Here is a 13,406-nt window from a genome sequence, read left to right as displayed (position 1 = left end):
GACGTTGTGGTGGTTCCAGAGAACGTGGGGGCCAGTTGTGACCTGACCCACAAATAAATGTAACATTAAACCGTTGGGCGTCAAGATGAAGTTGCATAAATTTTGACACGCCCACCGCCCGGAAACGTGACGATCCCGCGGGGCTGATGCGCGGCCGCACCTTCCTATACTTGTTTCACATTGGCTCGAGCCGCCCGTTGAGCGCGGCGCAAAGATATGGAGGGTTCCATGCAGTGGAAACCCAGAGCACTGATCCTCGACCTTTTTGGGGATTACCTTCGATACGCAGGCAGCGAGGTCAAGCTCGCTGATATCACGGCACTGCTGGCAGTTTTCGACATTGAGCCTGCGACCGTACGGGTCAACCTTTCCCGCCTGCGGAAGGAAGGCTGGTTCACCACCCGGCGCGTAGGCCGGGAGACGGTCTATGCACTCACGCCGCATATGCTCGACATCCTCGACGAGGGGCGTGAGCGGATCTTCCGTCGCCGGGATGACAGCTGGAATGGCCGGTGGACGATGGCTATCTACCAGGTTCCAGAATCAGAACGTTCAGTCCGGGAGCAACTGCGGAAGCAGCTCGCCTGGCATGGCTTCGGCCAGCTTTCACCCTCCACATGGCTCAGCCCCCATGACCTGATGACCGAAGTCCGGGAGATTGCCGACGAAAACCCATCCGCGAAAGTCGACGCGCTCTGGTGCGGGACCGGAGATCCTGCAAAAGACCGCGAGCTGGCCGCGAGATGCTGGGACTTGGGTCAACTCGGAAGCGACTACGAGCGGTTCATGGCGACCTATGCACCCCTCAACGACGAGGCCGGCAATGCTGCAAAAGATGGGCGCGAGGCCCTTATCGACCGGACGCGCATCATCGGAGACTTTCGCCGCTTCCTCTTCCGGGACCCATACCTGCCGGCAGAACTCCAGCCCGAAAACTGGCCAAGCAGTGATGCGTACCGGCTCTTCGGAGCCGCCCACAGGCAATTGGGTCCCAAGGCCACCGAGTACGTTTCGCGAATCCTGGGGCACTCAGTTGGCCCGGGCCAGGAGGTTCAGGAGATGGCGGCTGCTGACATGTAACAAATACTTGACGGTGCGCATCGATTGGTTACATACTTGTTGCCGAGACCTCTCTCACCGAATTCCCAATCCTTAGAAGGTGGCATCGATGGCACTTCGCGTAGCCTGCATTGGCGGCGGTCCCGGCGGACTGTTCTTCTCAACCCTGTTCAAGCAGACCGTCCCGGACGCCGAGGTCGTACTCTTTGAACGCAACCAGGCCACCGACGCCTTCGGTTTTGGCGTGGTGTTTTCCGACGCCACGCTCAACCGCATAAACGATGCGGACCCCGTGGTTCGGGACGGCCTCCGCGACTACGGCACCCACTGGGAGGACATCGAAGTCTGGCTCAAAGGTGAACAGAAGTCCTTCAGCGGCAACGGCATGGCCGCCATCTACCGCAAGACGTTGCTGAAGCTAATGCAGGAACGCGCCGCCGAAGTTGGTGTGGACATGCGCTTTGGCCAGTACGTCCCCGACCTGCAGCAACTGGCGGACTTCGACCTCATCGTCGGTGCAGACGGCGCCAATTCGTCCACTCGCGAACAATTGGGCGAGTCGTTGGGTCACACCACCGAGACAGCAACCGCCAAGTTCATCTGGTTCGGTACAACGTACATGTTCAACGGACTTACCTTCGTTCATCGGCAAAGCGAATTTGGCAACTTCGCTGTACACGGTTATCCGATCAGCGAGGACCTCAGCACTTTCATTGTTGAAACGGACGAAGACACGTGGCGGAAGGCAGGCCTGGACGAGTTCGATGCGAGCCAGCCTCCAGGCCCCTCGGACCTGAAGACGCAGCGGTTCCTTGAAAAGCTGTTCGCCGAAGACATCGCCGGGGAGCCGCTGGTAGCTAACAACTCCCGGTGGGCCAACTTCCGGACCCGGCGGACGCGGACCTGGCACAAAGACAACGTCGTCCTGCTGGGGGATGCTGTCCACACGGCACACTTTTCCGTGGGCTCGGGCACGAAGATGGCCATGGAGGACGCCATCACCCTGGTCCGTGAAGTGGCTGCCCACCAGGATGACCTTGAGCAGGCCTTCACCAATTACGAGGCAGAACGCCAACCGCAGGTGGCCAAGATCCAAAACCAGGCCCGTGGCGGCCTGAGCTGGTGGGAGCACTTCGCAAGGTACTACAACTCCTTCGAGCCCACCCAGTTCACCTTCCATTTCTTCTCGCGCAGCATCGACATCGATAAGATCCGCCTGCGGGATCCGGAGCTCGTTGCCTCCGCTGAACAGGACTGGCTGGACAGGCACGGGCATGCGCCCCTTGAAACTCCGCTTCGCGCGGGAACGACAGAGCTTGGCGGGCGCTTGCTGACACTCTCCACCGAGGGCACGGACATTGCGTTGTCCGGACCGGGCGGAAGCATCGCAGTGGTTACGGATCCGGCTCAGGCCAACATCAACACTGCCCTGCTGCTCACGGCGCCGGAAACGGAAGCTGGCCTCGCGGCCGCCTTCACGAAATTGCCTGCAGAAGCTGCGGCTGTTGTGATCCAGGGCGGCAATGCATTCACCCGGATCCTCCTGTCGGAAGAGGCACGCCTCGGACGCGGCCTGACCAGTATCATCGTTGATGATCGAGGAACGGCATCCAACCTGACTTTGGTGCTCTCAGGCCGTACTGACGCCGTTGCTGAGGCAAACGTGGGGGCGACCGATGCATAGCCTGTCTGCCCTTTTCGCTCCCCAGGGCATCATCGTTGTCGGGGCGTCGGGCAGCCCCGAGAAGCTCGGCGCTGTGATGGCGCAGTCACTCTCAAGCTACAGCGCCCCCGTTGAGCTGGTGAACAGCAGGGGCGAGAACGGCATGCACACCAGTATCGCCTCTGCCGCTGCTGCGATACCCGGCGGCCCTGACCTCGCAGTGCTTTGTGTGCTTACCGCAGCTACCGCCCAGTCGCTGCGGGACAGTGCAGCAAGCGGTGCCAAAGCAGCGCTAGTGTGCGCTGGGGGTTTTGCTGAAGCCGGCGGCCCGGGTCTCGAGTACGCGGCCCAGGTCGAGGCCGCGGTGCGGGAAACAGGTATCCGCTTGCTGGGTCCCAACACCTCCGGATTCTTCGTCCCCCACCGCAATCTCCGAGCCAGCTTTGTTCCTGGAGTAGCCGAGCTGGAGCCCGGATCGGTTGCTGTCGTCGCGGCCAGCGGCGGCGTCAACCACGTCCTTGCGTTCCACCTCGAGCACTCCGGCGCCGGAGTCAGCCTTGCGGCCGGAATCGGTGCAGGTACCGACATCACCGCTCCCGATGTGCTGGATTACCTGATAGCTGATGACCAGACCAAGGCAGTTGCGCTGCACTTGGAAACCGTTTCAGATGGTCCTGCCCTGATCGACGCCGTCTCCCGCCTCAGCGCCGTGAAGCCTGTTGTCGCATTGGTGGTGGGCCGCAACGATGTTTCGGAATTCGCCCAGTCCCACACCGGTGCGCTGGCTACATCCTGGCGCACCACGCGTTCGGTCCTCAAGCAGGCAGGCGCGGTAATCGTCGACGACGAGATTCAACTGGTTGCCGCCGTCACCGCATTGGCCGGGCGCCGGTTGAAGCCTTCTGCGGACCCTGGAGTAGGCCTCATCACCGGGCAAGCGGGACCCGGCTTGCTGATCGCGGATGCTTTGCACAGCGCCGGCGTGGCGCTCCCCCGGCTTGCACAAAGCAGCCAGGACACCATCAGCACCCTGCTCCCGCCACTGACGTTCCAGGCAAACCCTGTTGACACTGGCCGCCCCGGACCAGGGTACGAGCAGATAGTTGCCGCCGTGGCACAAGACCCGTCGATCGACGTCGTCGCTCTTTATGGCCTGACCGAACCCGTGACCGACCTGCCGCTCGCCGTGGCCAACTCCGGTGTAGCCGACACGATGCCGTTTCTTGTAGGGGTGGACGGCCCTGAGGGGGACCAGGAGCGGGCCCGCAAATCCGCGCGCCAGCACGATCTTCCACTGATCTCCGGGCCGACGTCGCTGGCCCAAGGCATTTCCGCCCTCGTGCACGATGCCAGGGGTCAGTTCGAGAAGGCCGAACAACCTGCCGGCACCGTCACATGGCCGAACATTGATGGCCCGTGGGATGAGAACCGTTCCAAAGAACTCCTGGGAGCGCTTGGCATTCCGACGCCGGAACGCCGCGTGTGCAGCAGCCGCACCGCAGCGCAGGAGGCGCTGGCGGAACTTGGCGGTCCGGTGGCTGTGAAGCTCTTGGACGCGGCAATTCTGCACAAAACGGAGATCGGCGGCGTGCACCTCGGCGTTAAGTCCCTAGAGGAGATGGACCACGCCTTGGCAGCACTTGAGGCCGCCGGCGCGCGTGAATTCCTCGTTGAGGCGATGGCGCCCTCCGGCGTCGACCTTGTTGTCGGCGTCCGGCGCGACCCCGTCTTTGGACCGATCGTGGTTTTGGGCCTCGGCGGCACCGCTGCGGAAGTATTTGCGGACATCTCCATCCGGACTGCGCCACTGGCACCGAGGGCAGCCGAGGGAATGCTTACCGAATTGCAGGCACGGGACCTCTTGTACGGCTTCCGTTCCGGTCCAATGCTGGATACAGCAGAACTGGCGGGCCTCCTGGTCCGGCTGGGAGACGCGCTCGTCTCCAATGAGGCCATCGCGGAAATCGAAATTAATCCCCTGCGCCTGACCCACCAAGGGCTGTTGGCGCTGGACGCAGTAGTGATCAATGTCGAGGAGGACATGAAATGACAAGCCATACCAGTGAGGGAACCACCCCCTGGCCCGCAGACCTTGCAGCCGCATTCCGTGCCAAGGGCTACTGGGAAGACCGTGCTCTCGGCAGTTACGTCATCGAGACTGCCGACCGCCTACCCGACAAAGTTGCGCTCGTAGACGGCGATGTTCGTATCACCTACTCTGAGCTCGTCAATCGGATGGACGCGGCCGCCGAGCGGCTGCTGCAGCTCGGGCTTAAAGCGGACGACCGCATCATGATCCAGTTGCCGAACGGGTGGCAGTTCACCATACTCACCCTGGCTTGTTTCCGTGCAGGCATCATGCCGGTCATGGCCTTGCCCGCGCACCGAAAGTACGAGCTGTCGTTCCTCACTGAGCTGTCCGAATCCCGGGCTATCGCCGTGCCCGACGTTATCAAGGATTTCGACCACCAGTCGCTGGCCGAGGAGCTGGCTGAAGCGATACCCTCGCTGGAACTGATCCTCGTATCCGGCGCCGCCAACCCCCTCAACGTACGTCTCGAAGAGATCCTGGCCCCGGGAACAGACCCCGCCGGCGCCAGGGCCCGCCTGGATGCGGCTGCCCCATCCCCAGACTCACCTGCCCTGTTCCTGTTATCAGGGGGCACCACGGGACTGCCCAAGCTCATCACGCGCACCCACAACGATTACGCGTACAACATCAAGGCCACATCCGTACCTACGGCTGTGGCCGAGGACACTGTGTACCTGGGCACTCTGCCGGCGAGCCATAACTTTCCCCTCGCCTGCCCCGGGATCCTGGGCATCCTTTTTGCCGGCGGCCGGGTGGTCATGTTGCCGAGCCCCGAACCGCGCAAGGCGTTTGCCGCCATTGAGCGGGAGGGCGTCACGCTTTCCACGGCAGTCCCCGCCGTAGCGCAGCGCTGGATCGAGCACCAGGAGGAGACGGGTGGGGACCAGCTCACCACCCTGCAGGTGATTCAGGTCGGAGGTTCCCGTCTGCCCGATGAGATCGCCCACAAGGTCAAACCCGTACTTGGGGCTACGCTGCAGCAGGTTTTCGGCATGGCCGAAGGGCTCATCAACATGACCCGTCTGGACGATCCTGAAGAGGTGATCTGTACTACCCAAGGGCGTCCAGTCTCCGAAGCAGACGAGATTCGTATTGTGGATGAGGCGGGCAATGACCTCCCGGATGGAGTCCCGGGCTCAATCCTGACCCGGGGGCCCTACACCCCGAGAGGCTACTACCGTGCGCCCGAAGCCAATGCCAGGGCGTTCACCCCTGACGGCTGGTACGCAAGCGGCGACATCGTGGAGCGCCGCCCGGACGGGAACCTCATTGTCCAGGGCCGCGACAAGGACATGATCAACCGCGGTGGCGAGAAAATCTCTGCAGAGGAAATTGAAAGCCTCGTCTACCGGCTCGAGGACGTCACCATGGCTGCCGCTGTCGCTATGCCGGATGCGGTGCTGGGCGAAAAACTGTGCCTCTACATCACCGTCAAGCCGGGAACGGAAGTGACTCTTGAACAAATCCAGGAGCTCCTCCGAAATACAGGAGTGGCTGCCTTCAAGATCCCTGAGCACCTCGTTGTAGTCGACGAGCTGCCTGCCACCAAGGTCGGCAAGATCAACAAAAAGGAACTCCGAGCCGATATCGCCGAGCGGCTGGCGACTGCCAGCGCCAACTCAAAGTAGAGGATTGCCATGACTGAGAACCTGACGCATGAATCCGTTGCTGCCAGCCACTCCGTGCCTGAGCCCACGCCGGAGGAGGCTGCCCAGCTTGAGCAGTTGTACCGGGACTTTGATAAAGAGAACCTGATTCCGTTGTGGACGGAGATCGGTGATTTGATGCCGATGGTCCCGTCACCGAAGGCGGTTCCGCATGTATGGCGGTGGGATGACCTGTACCCGCTGGCCGCCCGTGCCGGGGACCTGGTGCCGGTGGGTCGCGGCGGGGAACGCCGTGCCATCGCGCTGGCCAACCCGGGCCTGGGCGGCACCCCGTATGCCACCCCCACGCTGTGGGCTGCCATCCAGTACCTGGGCGGCCGCGAAACAGCCCCGGAGCACCGGCACTCGCAGAACGCGTTCCGTTTCGTCGTCGAGGGTGAGGGCGTGTGGACGGTGGTGAACGGTGACCCGGTCCGGATGTCCCGCGGCGACTTCCTGCTCACCCCGGGCTGGAACTTCCACGGCCACCACAACGACACCGATGAGCCCATGGCCTGGATCGATGGGCTGGACATCCCGTTCGTGCACTACGCCGATGCCGGGTTCTTCGAGTTCGGCACCGAGCGCGTCACGGACGAGGCCACCCCGGACATCTCCCGTTCCGAGCGGCTCTGGGCCCACCCCGGGCTGCGCCCGCTCTCCGGCCTGGAAAACACCACCAACTCCCCCATCGCCGCCTACCGGTGGAAGTACACCGACGCCGCCCTGCGCGAACAGCTCCTCCTCGAGGACGAGGGCCACCCCGCCACAGTGTCCCAGGGCCACGCCGCCATCCGGTACACCAACCCCACCACCGGCGGGGATGTCATGCCCACCATCCGGGCCGAGTTCCACCGGCTCCGCACCGGCGCCGGGACCGAGACGGTCCGCGAGGTGGGCTCCAGTGTCTGGCAGGTCTTCGAGGGCACCGGCACCGTGACCCTGAACGGCGAAACCAGGGTCCTGGCCAAGGGCGACCTGTTCGTGGTCCCGTCCTGGGCCGCCTGGTCCCTGCAGGCCGAATCCGAGTTTGATTTGTTCCGGTTCAGCGACGCACCCATCTTTGAGCGCCTGAACTTCAACCGCACCCACATCGAAGGACGCACCAAGTAATGAAACTCCTCACCCTCCGCACTCCTGCCGGCAACAAGGCGGTCCGCCAGGACGGCGACACCCTGACCGAGATCCCGGGGTTCTCCGACGTCGGGGCCCTGCTGAAGGACCCCAACTGGGAAACCACCGCGAAGGCGGGCAACGGCGCAACGCATGCCCTGGACGGCGCCGACCTCGCCGCCGTCGTCCCCGCCCCCGGCAAGATCATCTGCGTGGGCCACAACTACCGCAACCACATCAAGGAAATGGGCCGGGAGGTTCCCGAGCACCCCACCCTGTTCGCCAAGTATGCCGAGTCCCTGATCGGCCCCAATGACGACCTGGCCCTGCCGCAGGAATCGGACACCGTGGACTGGGAAGCCGAACTCGCCGTCGTCATCGGCAAGGCTTACCGCCGCATTCCCGAGTCCGAAGCCGCTGAGCACATCGCCGGGTACTCCGTGCTCAACGATGTCTCCATGCGCGACTACCAGTTCCGCACCATCCAGTGGCTGCAGGGCAAGACCTGGGAGAAGTCCACCCCGTTCGGGACGGCCCTGGTCACCAAGGACGAGTTCACGGTAAGCCCGCTGATGACCTCCGCCGTGGACGGTGAAGTCCAGCAGAGCACCCCCACCTCGGACCTGGTGTTCACCCCGGAATACCTGGTCTCCTACATCTCCACCATCATCACCCTGAACCCGGGCGACGTGATCGCCACCGGCACCCCCGGCGGCGTGGGCCACGCCCAGGACCCCAAGCGCTACCTGCAGGAAGGCCAGGTCCTGGTCACCACCATCGAGGGCCTGGGCCAGCTGACCAACCGCGTGGTCAAGGAAGCCTGATGGTCGCCCGCCACGACCAAACCACAGACCCGCGCCTGCAGGAAGACCTCCTGCAGGCGCGGCGTGGCACCGCGTTCTTCGCCCGCAAGCTCAACGAGCTTTCCGATGCAGAGCTCGACGGCGGCACCCGCCTTCCGGGGTGGACGCGCCGGCACGTCGTAGCGCACGTGGGCTACAACGCCCGGGCCATCGCGCGGCTGGTGGAATGGGCGGCCACCGGCGTGGAAACACCCATGTACCCCTCCCCCGAGGCCCGAAACCATGAAATCGACTTCGGCGCCACCCTCTCCCCCATCGCACTGCGGCACCTCTTCGACCACTCCGCCGTGCACCTCAACGTCGAATGGCGCGACCTGCCCGCCGACAACTGGCACCACAAGGTCAAGACCGCCCAGGGCCGAACCGTCCCCGCCGAAGAAACCGTCTGGATGCGCACCCGCGAAGTCTGGATGCACGCCGTGGACCTGGACAACGGAGCCAGCTTCAGCGACATCCCCGCACCGGTCCTGGAACGCCTGATCAAGGACATCACCGGCGCCTGGCACACGCGCGGCACCGACACCGGACTCCTCGTCACGGTGGACGGTACGGACCTGGCGTTTGGCGATGCGGGCACCGCTGACCCAACGATCATCACCGGGCCGCTCCCCGCCGTCGCCGAATGGGCCGCCGGCCGCGGCAACAGCGGCGTCACCGCCACCGGCCCGGGCACCACCGAAGGCACCCCCGCAGCACCGAAATGGATCTAGGGCGAGGGGCTTTTGCGATGACGAGAATGCTGATTATTGGACCTCCCGGTTCAGGAAAAGGAACGCAGGCGGAGCGGATTTCAGAGCGCCTCGGCGTTGTGGCCATCTCCACCGGCGACATCTTCCGTGCCAACGTGAAGAGTGGCACCCCGCTGGGCGTCAAGGCAAAGAAGTACATGGACAACGGCGACTTCGTCCCGGACAGCGTAACCAACATGATGGTCCGTGACCGCCTGAACGAGTCCGATGTCGAGAACGGCTTCCTGCTGGACGGCTACCCGCGCACCACCGCGCAGGTGGACTACCTGGACGAGATCCTCGCTGACGCTGACGAGAAGCTCGACGTAGTCCTGCAGCTCACCGCCGACGACAAAGAGCTGGTGCACCGCCTCCTGGGCCGTGCCAAGGAAACGGGCCGGAGCGACGACAACGAAGCCGTCATCCGCCACCGCCTGGACCTGTACAACGAGCAGACCGAACCCGTGGTGGCGAAGTACGCCGAGCGCGGCATACTCACCCAGGTCGACGGCGTCGGCGGCATCGACGAGGTCACCAACCGCGTGATGCAGGCCATCAAGGCAGTACAGGCCATCTAGCCTTCAGCGAAATGGCGCCGGCATCCGCTTATGCGGGTGCCGGCGCCATTCGTCGTTTATGAGTTTGGCTGCCGCTTAGGCCAGGGCTGCCAGGGTACGGTTACCGTTACGACCAAAGAGCAAAGCGTCGACGGAGAATCGGCCTGCCCCGACGATGGCGAGGGCTGCGGCGACGGCCGCCAGGACGAGTACGAGTTCGTAACCACCTTTGTCAGCGAAGATTCCGGCCGGGGCGTGCACCAGGAAGAGGGCGCCAAGCATGTCCAGTGCCAGGAGGATGGCCACGGGACGAACCAGCACGCCGACAATGATGGCGGCGCCCCCAAGGAGTTCCAGGAAGCCGATCGCCGGAGCAACCAGCTGCGCGGCCGGTACCCCCATCTGTGCGAACGCTGCCTGGGTGCCGGGGATGGTGTAGTCGAAGATCTTCTGCCAGCCATGGGCGAAGAAGATAACGCCCACAACGAGGCGCAGGACTGTGCGGGCGATGTTGGACTGGGTGGCAGCGGGCTGAATCGGAGAAGTCATGGTGCGGTCCTCTTTTCTCGCCTTCTGAAGCCTGCAGTAGCGGTCTTCAAAAGGAATAAGTTGATGTTTCAAGTAATAGCCTATGGCAGATTACTTGTCGCGTCAACTATTTTCACGGGGCCCGCTTTGGCGCCGCCCCCTATAGCCAAACTCACTCAGGCCCGTCATGCCGGCGGTACAGAGGGGCCATCGCTGCGTCAGGGTCGAGCTTCTCCAACAAGGCATCGGCAATCCCCCGCAACTGACCGAGCTGCTCCGGAGTTAGTGCATCGATAACGTTCCGCCGCACGTTTTCCACATGCCCGGGCGCGGTCTCGACAATTTTGCGCTGCCCCCCGGCGGTGAGGCGGGCGTTGGTTGCACGCCGATCCTCGGGGCACGGAAAGCGCTCCACCAGGCCGCGTGCTTCAAGACGCTTTACTACGTGGGACAGGCGCGCCAGCGTGGCGCTCGTCTGCGCTGCCAGATCTGTCATCCTCAGCGTCTGCCGCGGAGCTTCCGAAAGCATGGCGAGCACGTAGTACTCGAAGTTCGTCAGATCCGCGTCGCGGCGGAGCTGGGAGTCAAGCGCATTCGGCAGCAGCTCGACCACCGTATACAGCCGCACCCAGGCGGCCAATTCATCCCTTGTAAGCCATCGTGTCTCCATGCCTTCATTCTTCCCCAAATTGGTTGTTGCAACAACTAACTTCGGGCGCTACTATTTAGTTGAAGCCTCAACCAATGGGGCCTGCACACAAAGGAGACCGTTATGACTGCAGTAAGCATCCTCGGACAAGGCAACATGGGCTCGGCTATCGCCGGCATCGCAGAGAAGGGCGGCAATACCGTCCAGGTCCTCGGCAGCGGGGACACCGACAAGACCATTACCGGAGAGATTGTCGTTCTGGCCGTTCCCTACCCGGCCGTGCAGGAGATCCTGGCCCAGCGTGGCGAGCAGCTCGCCGGCAAGATCATTGTTGACATCACGAATCCGCTGAACTTCGAAACCTTCGACTCCCTGACCGTGCCGGCCGATTCCTCAGCCACCGCCCAGATCCAGGCCGCGCTTCCCAACTCCAGCGTAGTGAAGGCGTTCAACACCACCTTCGCAGCCACCCTGGCCTCGGGCGAAATCGCCGGGCAGCCCACTACAGTGCTGATCGCCGGGGACGACGCGGACGCGAAGACCCGGCTCGCCGGGCTCATCTCCGCCGCCGGGCTGCGCGCCATCGACGCCGGATCGCTGCGCCGGGCACGGGAGCTGGAGGCAACGGGCTTCCTGCAGATCGCCCTTGCCGCCGGTGAAAAGATCGCCTGGACCGGCGGCTTCGCCGTCAAGGCCTAAACAGGCAGTCAACCCGACTCCGCACCACCGTACTTTCCGGGAACCGGTCGGCTAATAGGCCGGCTCCCGGACCACGGGCGCGGCTTCCGTACCGAGAAAGAACCACCTTCCGATGCCAGTCTCACCCGTCCGGCTGAACCATGCCGTACTCTTCGTCACCGACCTTGCCAGGGCCGAACGCTTTTATACCCAGCTCTTCGGAATGGAAGTCGTCGCCCGCGAACCGCGCGCCAACGCGTCCTTCCTGAGGCTTCCGCGCTCCGGTAACCACCACGACCTCGGCCTCTTCGGGGTAGGCGATACCGCGCCGCCCAAGGTGCGTGGCGCCGTCGGGCTCTACCACCTTGCCTGGCAGCTGGACACCATCGAAGAGCTAGCGGAAGCCCGAAGGACCTTGGAAGAAGCCGGCGCGTACACAGGTCAATCCAGCCACGGGGCCACGAAAAGCGTCTACGGGGCGGATCCGGACGGCAACGAGTTCGAACTTATGTGGATGCTTCCCCGCCAGCATTGGGGCGAGTACGCGAACACCGCGCCCGTTGAGCCGCTGGAGCTCGACGACGAACTGCGCAGATGGTCCGGTGTACCCACCGCTGGCCGAATCACCGAAACTAATCCTGATGAGGACAACCAATGAATAACGCCTTCGACGAACCCACGGTTGTCTGGCACACCCCTGACACCACCGACCGTCCCCTGGTGGTGCTGCTGCATGGACGCGGCGCGGACGAGACCGGCATCATCGGTTTGGCCGGACACTTGCCAGCGGGCCCGTCGTATGCCGCTGTCCGCGCACCGATTCCGGCCGGAGGGGGCTACGCCTGGTTTGCCAACCGTGGAATCGGCCGTCCGGTGGCGGAGTCCCTCAATCAGACGATGGCTTGGTTCCGCAAGTGGCTCGACAACGTGGCACCTCCGGGTCGCCAGGTGATACTCGTCGGCTTCAGCGGCGGCGCAGCCTTTGCAGGAGGTCTGCTCCTGTCCGATCCACAGCGTTTCGCAGGCGCTGCCATCCTCAACGGAACATTACCGTTCGACGCCGGCGTCCCAACTTCACCTGCCCGCTTGGCCGGGGTGCCGGTTTTCGTTGCCCAAGGCGAGACCGACACTGTCATCCCCCGCGAGCTCCTGGACCGAACGTGGACCTACCTGCTCGGTGATTCCGGCGCACCCAGCTACGCCCGCCGCGATCCCGGCTTGGCGGCCACGGCCTCACCAATGACACTGTTGCGGAGCTTGGCGGCTGGATCGCGGAGCGTTTGCACTTCCTCGCCTCCCGCGGCACTCTGCCGTCCGACGATGGCACCTGGAACGCCTTTCCCGACGGCGCGCTCCCGGTTCGTTCCGGCGCTCGCCCCGATGTTTCCTGGTCGATACCGCAGGAGCAGCGCTCCGACAATAGCCCGCGCCACGTCCGGGAGCGGCTCCTGGACCGTGTCCTCGCCTTGCCCGGGGTAACTGCACGCCAGTCAGCCATCTCCGTGCCCGGTGCATCCGGGTTCATGGTCGAACGCGACGCACGGGCGCCGCTTGACGCATTCCTCGTTCCACAGGCCGGAGAGTTTGCGCACCTCCACCCCGAGTACGATGGATCACTGCATACGGCCCTGCCTCCGGCCCTTGCCCGCGAGGCCATAGCCAAAGGTTGGGGCGTGGCTCATCCCCTGGCCGGGATCCGGCTTGCCCGGGGAATGGTCATGATCTATGGACCACGGAACGACGCTGAGCTTGATGTCGTCACCGGAATCCTGCAGACAAGCCACGCCTACGCCACGCTCCCCGCAGGCAGCGGGAACGCCTGACATTCCG

The 13,406-nt window shown here is 63.8% G+C and carries 14 protein-coding genes; 12 read left to right on the top strand and 2 right to left on the bottom strand.

Annotation, left to right across the window (positions count from 1 at the left end; translation table 11 throughout):
• Window positions 1-228: 228 nt before the first annotated feature.
• From NMQ03_RS09145 to NMQ03_RS09110, 8 genes are all read left to right on the top strand, one after another.
• Window positions 229-1,080, top strand: a complete 852-nt coding sequence (locus NMQ03_RS09145) for a PaaX family transcriptional regulator C-terminal domain-containing protein (protein WP_255175295.1) — start codon at window positions 229-231, stop codon at window positions 1,078-1,080.
• An 88-nt stretch (window positions 1,081-1,168) separates the two neighbouring features.
• A complete protein-coding gene (locus NMQ03_RS09140) occupies window positions 1,169-2,743 on the top strand; it encodes an FAD-dependent monooxygenase (protein ID WP_255175294.1) in 1,575 nt (524 codons plus the stop codon).
• On the top strand, window positions 2,736-4,772 hold the full coding sequence (locus NMQ03_RS09135) for an acetate--CoA ligase family protein (protein WP_255175293.1): 2,037 nt from the start codon (window positions 2,736-2,738) through the stop codon (window positions 4,770-4,772). The genes NMQ03_RS09140 and NMQ03_RS09135 overlap by 8 nt, the downstream gene beginning before the upstream one ends.
• On the top strand, window positions 4,769-6,442 hold the full coding sequence (locus NMQ03_RS09130) for a (2,3-dihydroxybenzoyl)adenylate synthase (protein WP_255175292.1): 1,674 nt from the start codon (window positions 4,769-4,771) through the stop codon (window positions 6,440-6,442). The genes NMQ03_RS09135 and NMQ03_RS09130 overlap by 4 nt, the downstream gene beginning before the upstream one ends.
• A gap of 9 nt (window positions 6,443-6,451) precedes the next feature.
• Window positions 6,452-7,573, top strand: a complete 1,122-nt coding sequence (locus tag NMQ03_RS09125; RefSeq protein ID WP_255175291.1) for a cupin domain-containing protein — start codon at window positions 6,452-6,454, stop codon at window positions 7,571-7,573.
• Entirely contained in the window at window positions 7,573-8,397 is an 825-nt protein-coding gene (locus NMQ03_RS09120) for a fumarylacetoacetate hydrolase family protein (protein ID WP_255175290.1), read from the top strand. Before NMQ03_RS09125 ends, NMQ03_RS09120 begins: the two co-directional genes overlap by 1 nt.
• Window positions 8,397-9,146: a maleylpyruvate isomerase family mycothiol-dependent enzyme gene (locus NMQ03_RS09115; RefSeq protein ID WP_255175289.1), complete on the top strand. Its 750-nt coding sequence runs from the start codon at window positions 8,397-8,399 to the stop codon at window positions 9,144-9,146. Before NMQ03_RS09120 ends, NMQ03_RS09115 begins: the two co-directional genes overlap by 1 nt.
• Before the next feature lie 26 nt (window positions 9,147-9,172).
• Window positions 9,173-9,742: an adenylate kinase gene (locus NMQ03_RS09110; RefSeq protein WP_255175571.1), complete on the top strand. Its 570-nt coding sequence runs from the start codon at window positions 9,173-9,175 to the stop codon at window positions 9,740-9,742.
• A gap of 75 nt (window positions 9,743-9,817) precedes the next feature.
• On the opposite strand, the gene NMQ03_RS09105 is transcribed toward NMQ03_RS09110, so the two are convergent.
• Window positions 9,818-10,270, bottom strand: coding sequence for a DoxX family protein (locus tag NMQ03_RS09105; protein ID WP_255175288.1), 453 nt, complete (start codon window positions 10,268-10,270; stop codon window positions 9,818-9,820).
• A 151-nt stretch (window positions 10,271-10,421) separates the two neighbouring features.
• Window positions 10,422-10,919: a MarR family winged helix-turn-helix transcriptional regulator gene (locus tag NMQ03_RS09100; RefSeq protein WP_255175287.1), complete on the bottom strand. Its 498-nt coding sequence runs from the start codon at window positions 10,917-10,919 to the stop codon at window positions 10,422-10,424.
• A gap of 102 nt (window positions 10,920-11,021) precedes the next feature.
• Between NMQ03_RS09100 and NMQ03_RS09095 the strand changes: the two genes are divergently transcribed.
• The 4 genes from NMQ03_RS09095 (at window position 11,022) to NMQ03_RS09080 (ending at window position 13,399) form a co-directional block, all read left to right on the top strand.
• A complete protein-coding gene (locus tag NMQ03_RS09095) occupies window positions 11,022-11,597 on the top strand; it encodes an NADPH-dependent F420 reductase (protein ID WP_255175286.1) in 576 nt (191 codons plus the stop codon).
• 112 nt (window positions 11,598-11,709) lie between these two features.
• Complete coding sequence (locus NMQ03_RS09090) at window positions 11,710-12,234, top strand: VOC family protein (RefSeq protein WP_255175285.1); 525 nt, start codon at window positions 11,710-11,712, stop codon at window positions 12,232-12,234.
• A complete protein-coding gene (locus NMQ03_RS09085) occupies window positions 12,231-13,055 on the top strand; it encodes an alpha/beta hydrolase (protein WP_255175284.1) in 825 nt (274 codons plus the stop codon). Before NMQ03_RS09090 ends, NMQ03_RS09085 begins: the two co-directional genes overlap by 4 nt.
• Window positions 13,043-13,399, top strand: a complete 357-nt coding sequence (locus NMQ03_RS09080; protein WP_255175283.1) for a luciferase family protein — start codon at window positions 13,043-13,045, stop codon at window positions 13,397-13,399. The genes NMQ03_RS09085 and NMQ03_RS09080 overlap by 13 nt, the downstream gene beginning before the upstream one ends.
• Window positions 13,400-13,406 lie beyond the last annotated feature (7 nt).

This window comes from Arthrobacter sp. DNA4 (assembly GCF_024362385.1).
Taxonomy (GTDB): Bacteria; Actinomycetota; Actinomycetes; order Actinomycetales; family Micrococcaceae; genus Arthrobacter.
Note: the sequence above shows the minus strand (reverse complement) of the source record. Positions and strands in the feature narration are given on the sequence as shown.

What these genes read in the sequence shown, in the direction of transcription:
- NMQ03_RS09145 (WP_255175295.1), top strand. Translation starts at nt 229, where the DNA reads ATGCAGTGGAAACCCAGAGCACTGATCCTCGACCTTTTTGGGGATTAC.
- NMQ03_RS09140 (WP_255175294.1), top strand. Translation starts at nt 1,169, where the DNA reads ATGGCACTTCGCGTAGCCTGCATTGGCGGCGGTCCCGGCGGACTGTTC.
- NMQ03_RS09135 (WP_255175293.1), top strand. Translation starts at nt 2,736, where the DNA reads ATGCATAGCCTGTCTGCCCTTTTCGCTCCCCAGGGCATCATCGTTGTC.
- NMQ03_RS09130 (WP_255175292.1), top strand. Translation starts at nt 4,769, where the DNA reads ATGACAAGCCATACCAGTGAGGGAACCACCCCCTGGCCCGCAGACCTT.
- NMQ03_RS09125 (WP_255175291.1), top strand. Translation starts at nt 6,452, where the DNA reads ATGACTGAGAACCTGACGCATGAATCCGTTGCTGCCAGCCACTCCGTG.
- NMQ03_RS09120 (WP_255175290.1), top strand. Translation starts at nt 7,573, where the DNA reads ATGAAACTCCTCACCCTCCGCACTCCTGCCGGCAACAAGGCGGTCCGC.
- NMQ03_RS09115 (WP_255175289.1), top strand. Translation starts at nt 8,397, where the DNA reads ATGGTCGCCCGCCACGACCAAACCACAGACCCGCGCCTGCAGGAAGAC.
- NMQ03_RS09110 (WP_255175571.1), top strand. Translation starts at nt 9,173, where the DNA reads ATGCTGATTATTGGACCTCCCGGTTCAGGAAAAGGAACGCAGGCGGAG.
- NMQ03_RS09105 (WP_255175288.1), bottom strand. Translation starts at nt 10,270, where the DNA reads ATGACTTCTCCGATTCAGCCCGCTGCCACCCAGTCCAACATCGCCCGC.
- NMQ03_RS09100 (WP_255175287.1), bottom strand. Translation starts at nt 10,919, where the DNA reads ATGGAGACACGATGGCTTACAAGGGATGAATTGGCCGCCTGGGTGCGG.
- NMQ03_RS09095 (WP_255175286.1), top strand. Translation starts at nt 11,022, where the DNA reads ATGACTGCAGTAAGCATCCTCGGACAAGGCAACATGGGCTCGGCTATC.
- NMQ03_RS09090 (WP_255175285.1), top strand. Translation starts at nt 11,710, where the DNA reads ATGCCAGTCTCACCCGTCCGGCTGAACCATGCCGTACTCTTCGTCACC.
- NMQ03_RS09085 (WP_255175284.1), top strand. Translation starts at nt 12,231, where the DNA reads ATGAATAACGCCTTCGACGAACCCACGGTTGTCTGGCACACCCCTGAC.